17 protein-coding genes are annotated in these 17,691 nt (G+C 65.1%); 6 read left to right on the top strand and 11 right to left on the bottom strand.

The window, feature by feature from the left end:
- Window positions 1-3: 3 nt before the first annotated feature.
- The 3 genes from HMPREF2550_RS11120 to HMPREF2550_RS11110 are packed head-to-tail and all read right to left on the bottom strand — an operon-like array spanning window position 4 to window position 2,418.
- Window positions 4-570 carry a TetR/AcrR family transcriptional regulator gene (locus HMPREF2550_RS11120; RefSeq protein ID WP_070791110.1) on the bottom strand — a complete coding sequence of 189 codons (567 nt, stop codon included), beginning with the start codon at window positions 568-570 and terminating at the stop codon, window positions 4-6.
- A gap of 28 nt (window positions 571-598) precedes the next feature.
- Window positions 599-1,273 (bottom strand): ABC transporter ATP-binding protein, encoded by a 675-nt coding sequence (locus tag HMPREF2550_RS11115; RefSeq protein ID WP_070791108.1) that lies wholly within the window; start codon window positions 1,271-1,273, stop codon window positions 599-601.
- Entirely contained in the window at window positions 1,270-2,418 is a 1,149-nt protein-coding gene (locus HMPREF2550_RS11110) for an ABC transporter permease (protein ID WP_070791106.1), read from the bottom strand. The genes HMPREF2550_RS11115 and HMPREF2550_RS11110 overlap by 4 nt, the downstream gene beginning before the upstream one ends.
- Before the next feature lie 145 nt (window positions 2,419-2,563).
- On the opposite strand from HMPREF2550_RS11110, the gene HMPREF2550_RS11105 reads away from it, so the two are divergent.
- Window positions 2,564-3,028 (top strand): hypothetical protein, encoded by a 465-nt coding sequence (locus tag HMPREF2550_RS11105; protein WP_141760597.1) that lies wholly within the window; start codon window positions 2,564-2,566, stop codon window positions 3,026-3,028.
- Window positions 3,029-3,037: 9 nt separating this feature from the next.
- A complete protein-coding gene (locus HMPREF2550_RS11100) occupies window positions 3,038-3,538 on the top strand; it encodes a 2'-5' RNA ligase (RefSeq protein WP_070791102.1) in 501 nt (166 codons plus the stop codon).
- On the opposite strand, the gene HMPREF2550_RS11095 is transcribed toward HMPREF2550_RS11100, so the two are convergent.
- The 7 genes from HMPREF2550_RS11095 to HMPREF2550_RS11065 all read right to left on the bottom strand — a co-directional run bounded on the left by HMPREF2550_RS11095 (window position 3,513) and on the right by HMPREF2550_RS11065 (window position 10,157).
- Entirely contained in the window at window positions 3,513-4,601 is a 1,089-nt protein-coding gene (locus tag HMPREF2550_RS11095) for an FUSC family protein (RefSeq protein ID WP_070791100.1), read from the bottom strand. The genes HMPREF2550_RS11100 and HMPREF2550_RS11095 overlap by 26 nt on opposite strands.
- A gap of 45 nt (window positions 4,602-4,646) precedes the next feature.
- Entirely contained in the window at window positions 4,647-5,381 is a 735-nt protein-coding gene (locus tag HMPREF2550_RS11090; protein ID WP_070791098.1) for a spermidine synthase, read from the bottom strand.
- Window positions 5,382-5,386: 5 nt separating this feature from the next.
- Entirely contained in the window at window positions 5,387-6,178 is a 792-nt protein-coding gene (locus HMPREF2550_RS11085; protein WP_070791096.1) for an ABC transporter ATP-binding protein, read from the bottom strand.
- Window positions 6,178-7,071 (bottom strand): ABC transporter permease, encoded by an 894-nt coding sequence (locus tag HMPREF2550_RS11080; protein WP_070791093.1) that lies wholly within the window; start codon window positions 7,069-7,071, stop codon window positions 6,178-6,180. Before HMPREF2550_RS11080 ends, HMPREF2550_RS11085 begins: the two co-directional genes overlap by 1 nt.
- Window positions 7,068-8,060 carry an ABC transporter substrate-binding protein gene (locus tag HMPREF2550_RS11075; RefSeq protein ID WP_070763100.1) on the bottom strand — a complete coding sequence of 331 codons (993 nt, stop codon included), beginning with the start codon at window positions 8,058-8,060 and terminating at the stop codon, window positions 7,068-7,070. The genes HMPREF2550_RS11080 and HMPREF2550_RS11075 overlap by 4 nt, the downstream gene beginning before the upstream one ends.
- Before the next feature lie 118 nt (window positions 8,061-8,178).
- Window positions 8,179-8,694 carry a DUF1707 SHOCT-like domain-containing protein gene (locus HMPREF2550_RS11070; RefSeq protein ID WP_246819810.1) on the bottom strand — a complete coding sequence of 172 codons (516 nt, stop codon included), beginning with the start codon at window positions 8,692-8,694 and terminating at the stop codon, window positions 8,179-8,181.
- Window positions 8,695-8,756: 62 nt separating this feature from the next.
- Window positions 8,757-10,157 carry a DHA2 family efflux MFS transporter permease subunit gene (locus tag HMPREF2550_RS11065; RefSeq protein WP_070791091.1) on the bottom strand — a complete coding sequence of 467 codons (1,401 nt, stop codon included), beginning with the start codon at window positions 10,155-10,157 and terminating at the stop codon, window positions 8,757-8,759.
- Between the two features lie 69 nt (window positions 10,158-10,226).
- On the opposite strand from HMPREF2550_RS11065, the gene HMPREF2550_RS11060 reads away from it, so the two are divergent.
- From HMPREF2550_RS11060 to HMPREF2550_RS11050, 3 genes are read left to right on the top strand one after another with little or no spacing between them, the layout of a single operon-like run.
- Window positions 10,227-10,964, top strand: coding sequence for a DUF429 domain-containing protein (locus HMPREF2550_RS11060; protein WP_083319910.1), 738 nt, complete (start codon window positions 10,227-10,229; stop codon window positions 10,962-10,964).
- A gap of 34 nt (window positions 10,965-10,998) precedes the next feature.
- Complete coding sequence (locus HMPREF2550_RS11055) at window positions 10,999-11,760, top strand: MerR family transcriptional regulator (protein ID WP_070791089.1); 762 nt, start codon at window positions 10,999-11,001, stop codon at window positions 11,758-11,760.
- Window positions 11,761-11,774: 14 nt separating this feature from the next.
- Window positions 11,775-12,734 (top strand): Dyp-type peroxidase, encoded by a 960-nt coding sequence (locus tag HMPREF2550_RS11050; protein ID WP_070791087.1) that lies wholly within the window; start codon window positions 11,775-11,777, stop codon window positions 12,732-12,734.
- Between the two features lie 62 nt (window positions 12,735-12,796).
- Here the strand turns inward: HMPREF2550_RS11050 and HMPREF2550_RS11045 are convergent, their stop codons facing one another.
- Window positions 12,797-14,239: a DUF4185 domain-containing protein gene (locus HMPREF2550_RS11045; protein WP_070791085.1), complete on the bottom strand. Its 1,443-nt coding sequence runs from the start codon at window positions 14,237-14,239 to the stop codon at window positions 12,797-12,799.
- Window positions 14,240-14,416: 177 nt separating this feature from the next.
- Here HMPREF2550_RS11045 and fdnG point away from each other — a divergent pair, with 177 nt between their 5' ends.
- On the top strand, window positions 14,417-17,686 hold the full coding sequence (gene fdnG, locus HMPREF2550_RS11035; RefSeq protein WP_210400229.1) for a formate dehydrogenase-N subunit alpha: 3,270 nt from the start codon (window positions 14,417-14,419) through the stop codon (window positions 17,684-17,686).
- Window positions 17,687-17,691: the final 5 nt, after the last annotated feature.

Below are 17,691 nucleotides of genomic sequence, written 5' to 3'. Positions count from 1 at the left end.
AGACTAAGCCGCGACGAGGGCTTTCGCCATCTCGTGCAGGGTTGCGGTCGCGTGTGCGAGCTCGGTTGGTTGGTCTGCCATCTCCGAGGCGCGGGTGATCGCGGCGTTGAGCAGGGCGATGTCGGTAGGGGAGACGCCGGGGCAGAAGCTTTTGACGATGTCTTCGAAGCCTGCGTGCGCTGCCTGTACTTCCTCGTTCGCAAACGCTTCAGGGAACTGGTGTGCCGCGGTCATGAGCGCCCCGTGCGAGCCGTGGATGAACAGGTCAAGCATCGCATCCACGTAGGCGCAGATACGCGCTTCCGCTTCCGGAGGCGCGCTTTCCACGGCTGCGGCGAGCTGCTCGTTCCAGGTCTCGGTGGCATGGACGAGGAGCTGAACCATGAGGTCGTGCTGGGAGGAGGCGTAGCGGTAGACGCTGGAGCGCGCCAGGCCGACTTCGGATGCGACTTCGGCCAGGGTGGGGACTTTCCCGGCACCGGCAATGATGAGGTGCTGTGCGGCGTCGAGCACCGCGCGGTGTTGCATTGCGCGGTGCTCGGCCACGGTTGATTCCGTGATTTTCGGCATGTACCCAGTTTAGCGCTGCGAAAAGGTACTACTTCGTTGCGCTGAGTTTTCCGTCGACCATCTCTAGGACTCGGTCACAGCGCCGCAACACTTCGTAGTCGTGGGTCACCATGACACCGGCGACGTTGAACTCGTGGCACTCGCGGGCAAGCAGCTCGACGATTTCCTGGGAGCGGGTGCGGTCGAGGGCGGCGGTGGGCTCGTCGACAAGCAGCACCTGCGGATTGGCCACGAGCGCACGCGCGATGCCGACGCGCTGGCGCTCGCCGCCGGAGAGGCTGCCGGGGCGGTGGTGGGCGCGGCTGGTCATGTCGACCTTTTCGAGCAGCTCGGCATTCGAGTAGCGGCCGCGGGTGCCTGCGGCGCGGGCAGCGAGTTCGAGCTGTTCCTCGGCGGTCAGCGCGGAGGGCAGGCTGCCGGAGGACTGGAAGACGAAGCCGATGTGCTTACGGCGAATTTCGGCGAGTCCGGCGTCGTCGAAGCCGGTGATCTCCTGGCCCGCGACGGTGACCTGCCCGGAATCCGGGGAGGTCAGCGCGCCCGCGACCGCGAGGAGCGTGGACTTGCCGGAGCCGGAGGGGCCGACGATGGCAACGAACTCGCCGGGGTTGACGCTTAAGTTGACGCGGTCGAGGGCGGTGACTTGTGCATCGCCGTCGCTGTAGGTGATGGTGACGTCGATAAGTTCAAGTGCGGGGCTCATCGGTTCTCTCCTAGGGCTGCGAGCGGGTTGGTGCGGGTGACGCGGTAGACGGCGACGAGCGCGCCAATCAGGCCTGCGACGAACAGGATGACGCTGCCGCCGATGACGGAGCCGAACTCGGTGGCGTACGGCATGGCGGTTTGCTCCAGTAGGCTGCCGAGGCCAACGGCGATGAGCGCGCCGGTAACAATCGAGATGGCGAGGATGGTCACGGCCTGGCCGATGCTGTCGCGCAGCAGGAAGCCCTTGGTGGCACCCATGGCGCGCAGCGTGGCGATGCTGCCTGCGCGCTGGATGGTCCACACCAGGAAGAACGCGCCGGTGACGAGCGCGGCGATGACGAAGAGGAACCACTTGATCATGGTCAGCGTCATCATCTCGGCGGTGTAACCGGGGGAGGAGTCGAAGCTTTCCTTTAAGGTGCGGACGTCGAGGCCGGAGGCGTCGCTCAGCGCTGCGGAGTCTGGGGTGTCGGTGGTTTTGGCCACGATGACGGAGGTCTCGTCGTAGGCCTCCGGGTTGACCGGCTCGCCGTGGCGGGCACCGGCGTGGATTTCCTGCCAGACGTCGAGAGGCAGGTAGGCGACGTCGACGTGGCCGAAGGTGCGCTGACCATCCGCGAAGCCGACGACGTTGAGCGGGGTGTCCAGGCGGTCGATGGTGATGGTGTCACCCACGGCGATGCCCTCGTCCTGGAGCGTGGCGGAAACGATGACGTCGTGCGGGGTTGCGCTCTGGCTGGCGGCCTTAATCTGCGCGGCCATCTCGGGAAGGCCCTCTGGGGCGATGAAGGAGTCGGGCTCGACACCCAGCAGGGTCAGATCCACGGCAGTGCCGTTTTGATTGTGTGCGTTGACGATGGTCAGGCCCAGCGGGGCTGCGTCTTCGACCTGGTCAAGCGCGGCGAAGGCCGCTGATTTTTCGGTCTCGACGATCGAGCGGGTAAAAGCCGAGTCGGTCTGGGTGCCGTCCTCAAAGGCGATGACGTCGGCGTCTAAGGCTTTGAGTCCGGAGACACCGTCGTTGACCAGCCCTGCGGTAAGTCCAGCGATGATGACGACGAGCAGGGACATCAGCCCCAGCACGGCGCCCATTAAGAGGAAGCGGGTGCGCGCGAACAGCATTTCGCGCCAAGCGAGATACATGGTGAAACGTCCTGAATTTCCTGGTGGGTACGCGACCGGGCGGCCGCGCACCACATGTTAGCAACACGGTGTCGCCAACATGGAAACAAGGTGTCGTTAAGGTGTGGGTGTGTAAGTAAGCTGCCGTGCCGTACCCTTGAGCACCATGGCCACGAAGTATAAGTTTTCCCTTCCCAACGAGCACTGGGCGCAGGTATCGACGCCCGCGAACATGGACTTTCTGCTCACCCGTCCCGCGGATGCCGAGCAGTCCGTGTTCATGCCACCGACGATTAGCGGGCTGACCGCCACGCTCGCCGAAGACGCCGACATGCAGGCGGTGATGAAGGACAACCTCGCGCGCCTAGAGCAGGCTGGGCAGAACCCGCGCGTGGAGCAGGGCGAGGTCAGCCCGGACGGGAATGCGGGCCTGCAGCAGGTCACGCTGAGTGCGTCTGCCGCAGACGGCACCCGGGGTGAGGTCGCCCAGCTGCAGAACTACCTCATCCTGCGCGAGCAGGGCGGGGACACCCGCTGGGTGGTAATGATTGTGCTCACCGCGGACGTAGGACGCATCCAGGAGCTGGCGCCCGAGTTCCAGCATCTGCTCGACTCCATCGAGTTCGTCTAACAGGTACGTATGTCAGCGCGCTCCCCGGAAAATATCCTCCTGCGCCTGAGCGAACGCGAGGAAGAAGAAGTGCGTTCGATCTACGCGGCGCTGCACCAGCAGGGATTTCCGCAGCAGCACCAGCGTCCGCACATTTCGGTGACGTTTGCGCAGCACATGGAGCAGCGGGTCGTGGAGGAGGCCGCGGCCCTGCTCCCGCCGCTGTTGCCCGCGCGGCTGGACCGGGTTGGCGTGGTGGTCTTCGGCACGAAGTCGAAGCAGACCGTCTCCTGGCTGCTCGAAGCGCCGGAGGATCTCGACGCGGCGGCCCGGGCGCTGAGCGCGTTGAACCCGCATGGTCGCGGGGCCAGGTGGGTGCCACACCTGACCATGGGTTTGCGCATCCCGAAAGCGATGGTGCCGAACTACCTCAGCGCGCTCGCTGAGGTGACCAGCCCCCATTTCAAGACGCTGCACGCCGAGCGGGCCGTGTATTATCGCCCCGCTACTGGCGAGGAGATTGGGTTGTAGTGCCCCGGGAAGGCATGACCACCGTGGGGTACTTGCGTACGTAGCCGACCGCGATGATCGTGAGCGCAGCTAATGCGCCAAGCACGGTTTCGGCCGTTCGCGCCAGCAGCATGGGACCGACGGGGGAGGCCTGCACCGTCTGGATCATTAGCAGTGCGGTCGGGGTGATAAAGCTTGCGGCGATGGTGTAGTTGCGCGTCACGTACATCTCGGTGAGGTACTGCAACACGACGATCCACACCACGATCTGCCATCCCTGCAGCGAGTGCGAGAGCAAGAAGCCGGTAATGGCAATGCCGCTCAGCGTGCCGAGGACGCGTTCGATGGCGCGGTAGTACTGCACCTTGAACCGCGAGTTGACCAGTGGTGCCACGGCGGCGACCATCGCCCAGTAGAAGTGGGAGAGCGGATCGATAAGCTCAACCGAGATCAGGCCAATGGTGCCAGCGAGCAACGGCGAGAAGAAAAAGCGGCTGGCCTCCACCCGCAGTCGACGGCGCGGCACGGGGCCTGCGTCCGGGGCGCGGTTGGGGCGCTCGGGAGCGTGGGCGTCTCCGCCGGGCCCCTCGCCAATGAGGTGGGACAGCTGGCCGAGCACAAGGCACACCAGCGCGGCTCCGCCAGCGATGGCGAAGGCGAGCAGCGGATGCACCGGATTATCGAGGGAGCCGACCGCGGCGACCGAGAAAATCACAAACACCGACCCGGTCGGCTTCATGTCGGTGGCCAGCGCGATCGTCGCCCACACCGATGACGTCACCGAGCTGACAAGCAGCAGAATCCACGGGCTGAGGCTGAACCACGCAATCGTCGCGCCGAGCGTGACCGACAGCGTCAGCGCGATGCCCGCCAGGATGTGGTGCTCGAGCCGCATCGCGCGCGTGGCGTGCCTGCCATACACGCCGGTAAACGCGCCGAAGCTCGCGTAAATGGCAAGGTCAAGTCGCCCAAGCGCCAGCAGCGTAAACATGGGGATCGCCACGCCCAGCGCGGTGCGAAACGCAGGAATATGGTCGCGCTTGGCGGGCCCCATGTGAAACAGCGGGCTGAAATGGTGCAACATTGGCCTCCTTCGTACGTAGCTTCGCCGGACGCCGATAGACTTTAATCAGTCGCGTCGCGGGGTGTGCTCGTGGGCGTCGATAAGCAAGGCCCCAGGCACCTCGAGCCTGCTTGTCGACGCCCCAACCACCACGTTCCCATACCCGTTGCCTTCAGCGAGCACGACTGTGTGCCCGAAGACCTCACGCAGCCCAGCGAGCTCGGCGCGGGTGGTGGGCAGCCCTTTGGTATCGCCGATGTTGGCGAGGAACAACCCGCCGGGGCGCAGCGCGCGGCGCACGGCGGTGTAGAACTCCACGGTGGTCAGCGCACGCGGGGTAGCGGGGCCGGCGAAGACGTCCCGGACGATGAGATCCTGAGATCCGGGCGCAAGCGCGTGGGTAAACGCACGCGCCTCAGCGACTTTCAGCTCCACCGGCGGGTCGAAGGCCCAGCGCACCAGCTTGGCGAGTTCGCGGTCCAGCTCGACCGCCACGTTGGCTGAATCGGGGTAGCGGTGCTGCACGTAGGAGGCAAAGGAACACGCGCCCGCGCCCAAGTGCACGGCGGAAAAACTTTCGGGGAGGGCGTGGGAGGCGAGGATCTCGGCGAACCAGCGCATGTAGTCGTAGTGGAGCACCTCCGGCGCACCGAGTACGACATACGAGGAGGGCACACGGTTGACCTCAAGCGTGAAGCCGCCATCGCGCGCCGGGTCGGCGACGATGGCGGCGGTGCCAGTGGCGATGGGATAGTCACCCTCGATGCGCCGCTTCGGCGCGCGGGGCTTGCCGCGGCTCACGGGTGCTAGCCCAAAAACGCCTTGTCGGACAAGGTTGCGCCCTTGATCTTGGCGAACTGGGCGAGCAGGTCGTGGACGGTGAGCTTACTCTTGTCCTCGCCTGCGGCCTGCCAGACGATGCGGCCCTCGTGCATCATGATCAAGCGGTTACCCACCCGCAGCGCCTGCTCCATGTTGTGGGTGACCATGAGTGTGGTCAGCCCGCCTTCCTCCACGATGCTGTGGGTCAGGGTGGTCACCAGGTCGGCGCGCTGGGGATCGAGGGCGGCGGTGTGCTCGTCGAGCAGCATCACCTTTGGTTGGGTGAACCCGGCCATGAGCAGGGAGAGCGCCTGGCGCTGCCCGCCGGAGAGCAAGCCCACCTTGTGCCCCATGCGGTCTTCCAGGCCCAGCTCCAGGGTGGAAAGTTGCTCGCGGAAGAACTCGCGTCGTGTGCTGCTCAGGGAGCGGCCGAGCCCGCGGCGCTTGCCGCGCAGGTAGGCAAGCGAGAGGTTCTCCTCGATCGTGAGGTTCGGGGCGGTACCGGCGAGCGGGTCCTGGAACACGCGGCCGATCAGGGTGGCGCGCTGGTGCTCCTTCATCCGCGTGATGTCGGTGCCGTCGATATGCACGCTGCCCGTGTCCGGGCGCAGGCGGCCCGCGACGGTGTTGAGCAACGTCGACTTGCCCGCGCCGTTGGAGCCGATGATGGTGCAGAAGTCGCCCTCGGCGAGATCCAGGTCGACGCCGGCAAGCGCGGTGCGTTCGTTGGCGGTGCCGGGGAAGAAGGTCTTGTGCACGTTCGAGATAGTCAGCATTATGCGTCCGCCTTTGCACTTGCGGCTGGTGTGGTGCGCTTACGCCCGGTGCTGGGGAGCACCTTTGGCAGCAGCAGCGCGGCGATGACCAGGACTGCGGAGACGAGCTTCATGTCGTTCGGGTTCAAGCCGAGCTGCAGCGCGAAGAAGATGATCATGCGGTAGGCCACGGCACCGATGAGTACAGCCACGATTGCCTGCAGGAGCGCGCGCTGGCCGACGATAGCCTGCCCCACGATCACGGAGGCCAAGCCGACGACGATCAGACCAATGCCCATGGAGATGTCGGCAAACCCCTGGAATTGTGCGACGAGCGCGCCAGACATGCCGACCAGCCCGTTCGACAGCGCGAGCGTGAGGATCTTCGTCGCGTCGGTGGACACGCCGAAGGAAGTGATCATCTGTCCGTTGTCGCCGGTCGCGCGGATAGCAAGGCCCAGGTCGGTGGTGAGGAACCAGTAGACCAGCAAGGCGAGCAGCAGCACGGAGACCGCGAGCAAACCAACGCCGCCCCAGGAGTGCAGCAGCCCGGCGTCCTTCAGCGGGCTGAAGGCGGTGTTGCTGCGCAAGAGCGGCAGGTTTGCCCCGCCCATGATGCGCAGGTTGATCGACCACAGCCCGATCTGGGTGAGGATGCCGGCCAACAGCCCGTCGATTCCGCCCTTGGTGTGCAAAAGTCCGGTGACGACGCCCGCGGCAAAGCCGGCGCAAAAGCCAGCAGCCGTCGCGAGAAACGGGTTGACGCCGCCGAGGATGAGTACCGCGGCGGTGCCCGCGCCGGTAGTAAATGAGCCGTCTACTGTCAGGTCCGCGAAGTTGAGGACGCGGAAGGTGAGGTAGACCCCCAGCGCCATGACCCCGTAGATCAGGCCGAGTTCAAGCGCCGGGATCATACAGTCTCAGCCTGCTTCAGGATCTCCTCGGGAATCTCCACACCCTGCGCCTTCGCGGCGTCTTCGTTGACCACGTAGGAGAACTCGGTGGCCGTTTCCACCGGCATCTCAGCCGGATCCTCGCCGTCACGCAGGATGCGCAGCGCCATCTCGCCCGTCTGGCGGCCGAGCTCCTTGTAATCAATGCCGATGGTGGCCGCAGCACCGCCCTCGACGGTGCCAGCCTCGGCGCCGATCACGGGGATCTGGTGCTGCTCGGCAACTTGCACCAGCGAGGAAATGCCGGAGACGACCATGTTGTCGGTGGGTACGTAGAAAACGTCAACACCGCTGAGCGTTTCTGCCGCCTGCGGGATCTCGCCCACGCTGGTCACTGTCTGCGTCTCGACGGTCCAGCCGCGCTCCGCAGCCTCCTTCTCCGCGTCCTTCACCTGAATCTGCGAGTTGACCTCGCCGGAGGCGTAGACAATACCGATCGTCTTGGTGTCCGGAGCGAGCTGCTCGATCAGGTCGAACTGATCCTTCAGCGGGGTCTTGTCCGAGGTACCCGTGACGTTGGCACCCGGCGCATCCCAATCGTTGACCAGCTCGGCCTCGACCGGGTCGGTGACGGAGGTAAACAGGATCGGGGTGTCGGTGACGTTCTGCGCCATTGCCTGGGCCGCCGGGGTGGCGTTGGCCAAGATCAGGTCCAGGTTCTGCCCAGCGAACTGCTGCGCAATGGTCAGTGCGGTGGCCTGTTCGCCGTTGGCGTTCTGCTCGGTGAACTCGACGTCCACGCCGGCGTCGGCAAAGGCTTCCTTGAAGCCCTCGGTCGCGGCGTCGAGCGCGGGGTGCTGCACGAGCTGGCTAATACCGATGGAGTAGCTTTCACCACCCGCAGTGTCGCCGCCCGAGCCGCCCTCACTGTCGGAGGAACAAGCGGCGAGCGTGGGGAAAAGCAGTGCGGCGGTTGCAATTAGGGCCAGGGCGGGGCGAGAGGTGTGCATGGTTCGTCCTTTGGTCCGGGAAACGTGATGAACGTTAGGTTAATAGATTCTCGCCTATGCCGAGGGATAAATTTCAAAGAAATTGTGATCCGCAATGCAGGCGGCCCCAAGGTTTGCGCTACTTGCCCAGCTCTTTGCGACGCTCATACGCGATTCGCAGCCGTTCCGCTCGTTCCTTGTTGTCCTCCTTTTCGAGCTCTTCCAACACGTCGTACTCTTCTTCGGAAATATCGGCGAAGGAATAAATTCCCAGGCACACCACACCAACGATTGGCCAGGCCACCCAGGCCATTGAGACATCAAAGACGAATTGCAGCAGGAAAAAGACCGCCGCGCCGAAGCCGACAACCAGCCCCGCCGCGCGATCACAGTTCCGCTTCACGCGGAGCTTGCGCTCCAATTCGGCCTCGCGGGTCGTGTTCGCTGGGGAGGCCAGCTCCTTGCTGTGGGAAGGCTCCGGTAGGTCGCGGAAAAGCGACTCAAGTTCGCCGCGCGTCGTGGCCGAGGCGGCCTGTGCGGTGCGGTCGTCGAACTCGGCGACGTTGAGGTAACCGTCGGCAAAATGTGTGCCCAACCGGTCGAGCGCGGCAGAGCGCTCGGCGTCGCCCACGCGCATCTCGGGGGTATCGGCCACGGTGGCATCCTTTCGTCCAGGGGAGTGTGCGTGCCCACTATAAAATACGTGGCGAGCTCCTCCTAGTCGTTCCAGCTCCTCGTCCGCGCGAAGCCGCATGCCAACACCGCGCCAAGCAGTGCGACGGCGGCGGGCAGGTAGAGCGAGTGCGACATCGCCAGTGCGAACGGGGCGTGCAGTGCCTCGGGCAGCCCGCCGGTTGTGCTCGGGCCGACGGCGGCGTCGCCGGCACCGTCGCCAAGCTGCGCGTCGAGTTGAGCTGACATGAGTGCGGCGATGGCGGCGGAACCGATGACGGCACCGACCTGGCGCAGCGTGTTATAGACGCTGGATCCCGCGCCGGCGAGGGCACCGGGGAGGTTGCGGGGGGCAATCATGGACAGCGGGCCCCACACCATCGAGTTGGCCACGCCGTTGAGCACGGAGATAGCGACCAGCCAGTAGGGGCTGATCGCGGGGTCGGTGATCCATGCGGTCAGCGCGATGGAAAGGGCGAGCAACGTCAGGCCCGTGATGGCGAAGGGGTTGGGCTGATGCGTGTTGGTCAGCTTGCCGATCCACGGCGAGAGCGTGCCCGAGACGAGCCCTGCGGGCACCAAGAGCAGGGCCGCACTGGTGGGGGAGAAGCCTTGGACGGACTGGATGTAGATCATCCACGGGATCATGTAAGTGGACATGGCAAAACCGACGGCGGCGATGGTGACGGCGGCGAGCGAGAAGTTGCGGTCGTTGAAAAGCTCCAGAGGCACGAGGGCGTCCTGGCGAATCCGTGACTGCCAGGCGACGAAGACCACAAGCAGCACGAGACCACCAATAATCAAGGCGAGCGCGCGCCAATCCCAGTTGAGCGCGTTGGCTTCCTGGATGCCAAAGATCAGGCAGAACATACCCACAGCGCTGAAGCCCACGCCGACCCAGTCGAAGGTGCGCGCGGTGCGCTCGAGTCGGGGGACGAAGATCCAGCCGAGGATGAGTCCGAGGATGCCGACGGGGATGTTGACGTAGAAGATCCAGGGCCACCCGGAGGCGTCGACAAGCAGTCCGCCCAACAGCGGCCCGGTAATGGTGGCCACCCCTGCGGTCGCGCCCCACACGCCCATCGCGCCGCCGCGCTCAGTGGGGGCGAAGGTGCGGATCATCACCGCCATCGTCTGCGGGGTGACCATCGCCCCGCCCAGGCCTTGGAAGGCGCGCGCAATGATGAGCGCCTCGATGGTGCCCGCCAGCCCGCAGGCCAGCGAAGACACGGTAAAGAGCGCGAGCCCGGTCAGGTAAATCGTGCGCGGCCCAAAGCGGTCGCCGAGGCGGCCGGTAATCAAAAGCGGCACCGCGTACGCGAGCAGGTAGGCGCTGTTGACCCAGATCACCGAGCTGTAGCTCGCACCCAAATCCGCGGTGATCGCGGGAATCGCCACGGAAACGATGGTCGAGTCGACCAGGATCATGAAAAACCCGAGCATCATGCTCCACAGAGCCGCCCAAGGGGATCGTTGCTGCGTCACCCGGGTCACTCTACCTCTAAGCTCTTGCGCGTGGAACAGTACTTTTCCGGCATCGATCTCGCCGCCGACCCCGCCAAGACCGGCACCGCGCTGATTCAGGTCACGCCCGCTGGGCCATTGCTTATCGACGCCACGTGCACCGCCACCGACGACCACCTCGTAACCCACATCACCCGCGCCGAACTTACCGGTGTGGACATCCCGCTCGGGTGGCCGCGGGCGTTTCGGGAGTTCCTCAACGCTCACGCAGCGGGGGAGGACGGCTTGCCCGCTGGAGCGGGTCCGGACGCGCGGCGCGAGCTGGTCAACCGCTTCACCGACCTGGAAGTCCGCCGCACCGCAGGCGTGACCCCGTTGCCGGTGGCCGCCGAGCGGATCGCGCACCCCGCCCTGCGCTGGGCAGGAATCGAGCAACGCCTGCGTGCCGCTGGCGTGAACACCCACCGCGGCGGTGAGGGCAAGGTCGCCGAGGTGTACCCGGCCGCCGCGCTCAAGCAGTGGGGGATGCGGCATCGCGGCTACAAGGGCGCGGGCGATGCCGGGCGAGCTGTCCGCGAGGAGATCGCGGCGGGGCTCAGTGCGCGCTTCGGGCTGGATTGGGGCAACCGGCGCTCGCTTGCAGTGGGAAGCGCGGACTGCCTCGACGCGGTGATCGCCGCCCTGATCGCCCGTGAGGTCCGCGCCGGGCGCTGCATCGCCCCGCCCGCTGACCAGGCAGAACTCGTCGCGGAGGAGGGGTGGATCTGGGTTCCACGCGCCCGCGCTTGACCTTGCCCCTACGGCAACCTGTTCACTTTCACCTATGACCGCTTACACGATTGGCGAAGCCGCCGACATCCTCGGCGTCACCCCAAAGGCACTGCGTCACTGGGAGACACTCGAGCTACTGCAGCCCGAGCGCACGAGCACCGGCTACCGCGTCTACGACGACTTTGACCTCGAACGAGGCGCGGCGATCGCCCTCTACCAGGGCATCGGCATCCCGCTTGCGCGCATCGCAACGCTTCTCGACGCCTCCCCGTCCCACCTCGCACGCGCACTTTCCGCCCACCACGAGGCTCTGCGCACGCGCCGGGACGCACTCGAGGCCCAACTCCAAGCGGTCGAGGAAATGATGGACAAGCAACAGAAAGGCACACTGACCATGGAAGATATGAAGCAGTACTTCGGCGAAGAATTCCCGGCATACCAGGAAGAGGCTGAAAACCGCTGGGGGCACACCCCCGAGTGGGCCCAGTCCCAGGAAGCGCTGTCCAAGGTGGATGCGACGAAGGCACAGCAGCTCATGCGCGAGCAGGAGGAGCTCGCCGCCGAATTGGTCACCGCGCGCGAGAAGGGAGTCGAACCCGGCTCGGAGGAAGCGGAGCGGCTCGTGGAGAAACACCGCGCTTCAATCGCGCAGTGGTACGAGGTCACCCCGGCCCGCCAGCTGATCCTGGCGCGCATGTACGTCGGCGACGAGCGCTTCCACGAGGCCTACGCTGGTGCGCAGGACTACCTCCTCGAGCTGGTCACCGCCCACGCAGCGGCAGCAGGTGTGGATGTGGACTCGCCCCAGTGGTAGGTAAGCTGGGGCGCATGACCGAAAAGTACTCAGCTGACGTTTCGCAAACTGTCATCCTGCCCCAATCCAAGGACGCCATCTTTTTGACCATCACGCTGAAGGAGGGCGTCGAGAAGCAAGCGCTCGAGGCGATCACCGGCCTGCAGGGCCTGGTCAACGGCGTTGGCTTCCGCTGGCCTTCGGCGCAGCTCAGCGCCGTCGTGGGCATCGGTGCCGAGCTGTGGGAGCGCATGTTTGACACCCCGAAGCCGGAAGGCCTGCACCCTTTCCGCGAGCTGCAGGGCGCCAAGCACCACGCGCCGTCGACGCCGGGTGATCTTTTCTTCCACATCCGCGCCGACGAGTACGACGTGGCCTTCGAGCTGGCGCGGCGCATCAACGTCGTGCTCGACGGCGCCGTCGCCGAATACGACGAGGTGCATGCCTTCCAGTACCAGGACTTCCGCGATCCGCTCGGCTTTGTCGACGGCACGGAGTCCCCGCGCGGCCAAGCCGGCATCGAGACTGCGCTGATCAGCGAGGGTGAGTGGGCCGGCGGCTCCTACATCGTGGCGCAGAAGTACATCCACAACTTGAAGGACTGGGATGCGCTGCCGGTAGAGGAGCAGGAGAAAGTCATCGGCCGCACCAAGCACGACGACATTGAGTTCGACGAGGACGTAAAACCTGCCAATTCCCACGTGGCCGTGAACTCGGTCAAGGACGAGGACGGCGAGTCGCTCGAGATCGTGCGCAACAACCTCACCTTCGGCGATGCACTGGGCAACCAGGGCACCTACTTCATGAGCTACGCCAAGGACGTGGAAATCACCGAGCGCATGCTGCGACGCATGTTCATCGGCGAGCCCGAGGGCAACTACGACCGCATCCTAGACTTCTCCGAGGCGCTGACCGGCGTGAACTTCTTCGCCCCGTCGGCAGACTTCTTGGAAAACGCCGAGGAGCACGCGAAGCCGGGGCTCGTCTCCGAGTAAGGCTTGCAACGACGCGAAAGCGCCCCCGGTGGTAGCCGGGGGCGCTTCTGTCTGTGCTGGCGCTAGATGTGCAGCATCTCGCGCAGCTGCGGCGGCAGCATGTCGCGCCAGAACGGGAAGGACATGGCGGCAATCGCGGCGATGCCGCCGAGCACGCCGACGATGGTGACGATCTTCTCAGTGGTCTCGTCCATGCCGGAGCTCAGCGAGCTGTTGCTGGCGCTCCTTCCATCAGCGCCCGGGATGTCGTTGGCCACGGGAGGCTCCGGCAGGGCGGGCAGGGAAGCAGCATCGATGCCGTAGATCTCGTCCAGGCCGCGGACGTTGAACTGGGTCGCCATGTAGCGCTTGTGGGTGCCGGTGTTCCACTGCGAGATCACCACGTCCAGGTTGTCGATGGTTGAGCCCGGGACGATGTAGCCGCCGTAGGGCTGCGACCAGTTACGTGGCGACTGCGGGTTTGCCCAGCTGCCGTTCTTGGCGATCGTGGTCACCGGCACGTCGTTCCAATTGCGGGCGATCTCGTCGGAAATGCGGACCTCGATCGCCCCGGTCTCGTTGTTGAAGATCACGAGCACCCAGTAACCCTGGATGTAGCGCAAGTTCATCTCGCCGGCCTGCATCCGGTGGTCGATGATGGGGGCGTAGTGGTCGCCCCACTCGCCGGAACCCGGGTTGAACAGCTCCCACTTGTCGCGATCGCCGATATCCTCGATCTTGAAGCGGGAGAGGTACACGTCGTCCTTACGCTCGAAGGAGGACATCACCACGTAGATGTAGCCGTCCGGGCCCTGCTCCCAGCTGATCATGTCGCCCAGGCCATTGAGGTAGTTGTGGCTGGTGTAGCCCACCGAGGTCCAGCGCTTGCCGCGCGAATCCGACTTCCAGATCTGGGTGTTGCTGACGTTGTGCAGGCCGCGGTTCCACATGCCCTGCATGTACAGGGTGCCATCGATGTTGATGATGTCGGAGGGCAGCAGCGTGAAGTCCTTCTCCGGTGCGTAGCTGATCAGGGGGCGCACACGGTTGCTGTCGTTGAGCGGTCCGGAGACCTGCACGAAGCCGTCCTTGTCGACGTGGCCAACCAGGCCGGTCGGGCTCATCCAGTCCCCGTCGAAGACCGTGCCGCCGGTAAAGGAATCGCCGAAGATCATGGCAAAGTCTTTCCCACCCAGCGGTGCCATCACGCCGAGGTCGGTCGCGCCCATGCCGACGCCCTGCGACCAGGTGCCGAGGATATCGCCCATGACACGTACGGTCGCCCCACTTGGCATCTTCACCGCGTCCTGGGTGCCTACCTGGTTTTGCTGGTAGTGGAACTCCACTCCGTGCTCCGCGGCGTACTGCTCGGAGAACTCGGCCGAGGCGTCCGGGCCAGAACCGAAGACTTCCTCATTCGAGTCTTCGTCGGCACCGGCACCTGGTGAGGCCACGGTGAGGGAGAGCGCAACAGCGCTGGCGATGGTGGTGCTGCGCAGTGCGCGGCGGCGGGGAGAAGTGTGCATGCTCACTCGGTTCAGGCTGTAAGAAAAATGGAGTTTTCGGCAGAAATGCTTGGACGTTGGAGGCCAAGCACACTGAATGTATCAAAGTTGAATCAATTATGTAGCGCGAGAGTGGAAAGAGCTGGCGGCGCGCTGGAAAACTCGTGGTGGAGGGCAACTTCGGCTAGGGTAGGGGGCATGTCTCGTTTTAGTCCCCTGAACTGGCCGGTTGTGCGCCAGATGCGAGACGGTGACCTTTTCGCCCGTGGTGAGAACACCGAATCGCACAAGAGTAAGACGATGCAGGGCCGGATTGAAGAGGCCGACCGCGTCGTCAAGAGTGTTTGCCCGTACTGCGCCGTCGGCTGTGGCCAGCGCGTGTACGTCAAGGATGAGAAGGTCATCCAGATCGAGGGTGACCCGGATTCGCCGCACTCGCGCGGCCGTCTGTGCCCGAAGGGCGCTGCCTCCGAGCAGCTGGTCAACGCGCCCGGTCGCCTGACCGAGATCCTTTACCGCGCGCCCGGTGCCACCGAGTGGCAGACGCTGGACCGCGACACCGCGCTGGACATGGTCACCGACCGCTTCCTGGAGGCGCGGAAGAACGGCTGGCAGGACTTTGACGAAGAGGGGCGCGCGCTGCGCCGCACCATGGGCATTGCTGGCCTGGGCGGTGCCGCGATGGACAACGAGGAAAACTACCTGATTAAGAAGCTGTGGACCGCTTCTGGCGCGGTGCAGATCGAGAATCAGGCCCGTATATGACACTCCTCCACGGTTCCCAGTTTGGGATCCTCGTTTGGACGCGGTGGCGCAACCCAGCCGCTGCAGGACATGGCCAATGCGGACTGCATTGTCATCCAGGGCTCGAACATGGCCGAGGCACACCCGGTCGGGTTCCAGTGGGTCATTGAGGCCAAGGCACGCGGTGCCCGGATCATCCACGTCGACCCGCGCTTTACGCGCACGTCGGCAGTGGCACATAAGCACGTGCCGATCCGCGGCGGCTCCGACGTGGTGCTGCTTGGCGCGGTGATCAACTACGTGCTGCAGAATGACCTGTACTTCGAGGAGTACGTCAAGGCGTTCACCAACGCCGCGACGTTGATCAGCGAAGAGTTCCAGGACACCGAGGACCTCGACGGACTGTTCTCCGGCTACGACCCGGAGACCGGTTCCTACGACAACTCGAGCTGGCAGCCGCAGAAGAACTGGGATGCGCAGGTGTCGTGGGATCACAAGACGGATCCCACGCTGCAGGACCCGAACACGGTCTTCCAGATCCTCAAGCGCCACTACTCGCGCTACACCCCTGAGGTGGTGGAGGAGGCCTGCGGTATTTCGCAGGAGGACTTCTACTACCTGGCGGACTCCATCGTGGAGAACTCCGGGCGCGAGCGCACGACCTGCTTCGCCTACGCGCTGGGCTGGACACAGCACACTATGGGTGCGCAGTTCATCCGTACGTGCGCGATCCTGCAGCTGCTCATGGGCAACGTGGGTCGACCGGGCTCCGGCATCATGGCGCTGCGTGGCCACGCGTCGATCCAGGGCTCGACGGACGTGCCGACGCTGTTCCACCTGCTGCCCGGCTACCTGCCGATGCCGCAGGTGACCGCCCAGACCTGGGACGAGTACCTGGCCGCCGTATCCAAGCGCGACCAGAAGGGCTTCTGGCAGAAGGGCGACACCTATGCGGTGTCGCTGATGAAAACCTACTGGGGCGACGCCGCCACCGAGGACAACAACTGGGGCATGGACCTCATGCCGCGCCTGACCGGCGCGCACTCGACGTACCACACCCTGCAGCTGATGAACGAGGGGCTGGTCGACGGCTACTTCGTCTTCGGCCAGAACCCCGCGGTGGCGCAGTCCAACGGACGCATGCAGCGCATGGCGCTGTCCAAGCTGAAGTGGATGGTGGTGCGCGACTTCCAGGAGATCGAGACCGCGACGTTCTGGAAGGACTCCCCGGAGATCAAGTCCGGTGACCTGGTCACCGAGGAGATCGACACGGAGGTCTTCCTCTTCCCGGCCGCGAACCACGTGGAGAAGGCCGGTACGTTCACCCAGACGCAGCGCATGCTGCAGTGGCGCTTCAAGGCGAAGGACGCCCCGGGCGATGCCGATAGCGATCTGCAGTTCTTCTACGAGCTGGGCAAGCGCATCAAGGAGCGCGTGAAGGATTCGACCGACCCGCGCGACCTGCCGCTGCAGAAGATCACCTGGGACTACGACACGGACGAGCACGGCGAAATCGACCCTGAGTCGGTGCTGCGCGAGATCAACGGCTACTACCTGGAGGGCCCGCGCAAGGGTCAGCTGGTGGACAAGTTCGCCGATCTGAAGGCGGATGGTTCCACTTCTTCCGGCTGCTGGATCTACTGTGGTGTCTTCGCTGGCGACGTGAACCGTTCTGCCAACAAGCGCCCGGGCTCCGAGCAAGACGAGATGGCGCTGGATTGGGGCTGGGCGTGGCCGATGAACCGCCGCGTGCTGTACAACCGCGCCTCGGCGGACGAGGACGGCAAGCCGTGGTCCGAGCGCAAGAAGCTCGTCTGGTGGGACGAGGACGCCGAGAAGTGGCAGTCCAACGATGTCGTGGACTTCCCCGTGGACCGCGCGCCTGGCTTCAAGCCGGACCGCGACGCGGTCGGCCCAGCGGCCCTTGCGGGCAACGACGCCTTCATCATGCAAAACGACGGCCGCGCGTGGCTGTTCGCGCCGACCGGCATGGTGGACGGGCCGATGCCGACCCACTACGAGCCGCAGGAGTCGCCGTACCCGAACGTGCTGTACTCGCAGCAGCAGTCGCCGTCGCGCATCGTGATGCGCGGGGAGGACAACCTCTCGGCACCGAACTTCGGCGAGCCGGGCACGGAGGTCTACCCGTACATGCTCAACACCTACCGGTTGACCGAGATGTACACCTCGGGTGCGATGACGCGCACGCTGCCGTTCCTCGCGGAGCTGCAGCCGGAGCTCTTCTGCGAGGTCTCGCCGGAGCTGGCGCGCCGCGTCGGGCTGGAAAACGGCGAGTGGGCGACGATCATTTCGCCGCGCAACGCCATCGAGGCCCGCGTGCTGGTCACCGAGCGCATCAAGACGCTCACGATCGGCGACGCCACCTTCGAGCAGATCGGCATGCCCTTCCACTACGGCCGCGGCGACTACGCCGAGGTCTCCGGTGACGGGCCGAACGACCTGCTGGGCATCATGCTCGACCCGAACGTGAACATCCAGGCCTCCAAGGTCTCGGCCGTGGACATCCGCCCGGGCCGTCGCCCGCGTGGCGCGGATCGCGTCGCGCTGGTGCGCGAGTACCAGAAGCGCGCAGGTTTGGATCAGGACACAGGGACAGTGCTTCACGACGGGGCGTCGTCCGAAGCCATCCGCAAAGGCCAAGGCGAAACCTCGGCCGCGAAGGACGATCCCACCAAGGACAACATGTCGGACCAGGAAGGGTAGGGCCA

Source organism: Corynebacterium sp. HMSC074A01 (assembly GCF_001831515.1).
GTDB lineage: Bacteria > Actinomycetota > Actinomycetes > Mycobacteriales > Mycobacteriaceae > Corynebacterium.
The sequence above is the reverse complement of the archived record's forward strand: the minus strand, read 5'-3'. Positions and strand labels throughout refer to the sequence as shown.

Coding starts and splice junctions, on each gene's coding strand:
- HMPREF2550_RS11065 (WP_070791091.1), bottom strand. CDS start 10,157: ATGATGCTCGGGTTTTTCATGATCCTGGTCGACTCGACCATCGTTTCC.
- HMPREF2550_RS11105 (WP_141760597.1), top strand. CDS start 2,564: ATGGCCACGAAGTATAAGTTTTCCCTTCCCAACGAGCACTGGGCGCAG.
- HMPREF2550_RS11095 (WP_070791100.1), bottom strand. CDS start 4,601: ATGTTGCACCATTTCAGCCCGCTGTTTCACATGGGGCCCGCCAAGCGC.
- HMPREF2550_RS11100 (WP_070791102.1), top strand. CDS start 3,038: ATGTCAGCGCGCTCCCCGGAAAATATCCTCCTGCGCCTGAGCGAACGC.
- HMPREF2550_RS11050 (WP_070791087.1), top strand. CDS start 11,775: ATGACCGAAAAGTACTCAGCTGACGTTTCGCAAACTGTCATCCTGCCC.
- HMPREF2550_RS11075 (WP_070763100.1), bottom strand. CDS start 8,060: ATGCACACCTCTCGCCCCGCCCTGGCCCTAATTGCAACCGCCGCACTG.
- HMPREF2550_RS11120 (WP_070791110.1), bottom strand. CDS start 570: ATGCCGAAAATCACGGAATCAACCGTGGCCGAGCACCGCGCAATGCAA.
- HMPREF2550_RS11080 (WP_070791093.1), bottom strand. CDS start 7,071: ATGATCCCGGCGCTTGAACTCGGCCTGATCTACGGGGTCATGGCGCTG.
- HMPREF2550_RS11055 (WP_070791089.1), top strand. CDS start 10,999: ATGACCGCTTACACGATTGGCGAAGCCGCCGACATCCTCGGCGTCACC.
- HMPREF2550_RS11110 (WP_070791106.1), bottom strand. CDS start 2,418: ATGTATCTCGCTTGGCGCGAAATGCTGTTCGCGCGCACCCGCTTCCTC.
- HMPREF2550_RS11085 (WP_070791096.1), bottom strand. CDS start 6,178: ATGCTGACTATCTCGAACGTGCACAAGACCTTCTTCCCCGGCACCGCC.
- HMPREF2550_RS11045 (WP_070791085.1), bottom strand. CDS start 14,239: ATGCACACTTCTCCCCGCCGCCGCGCACTGCGCAGCACCACCATCGCC.
- HMPREF2550_RS11115 (WP_070791108.1), bottom strand. CDS start 1,273: ATGAGCCCCGCACTTGAACTTATCGACGTCACCATCACCTACAGCGAC.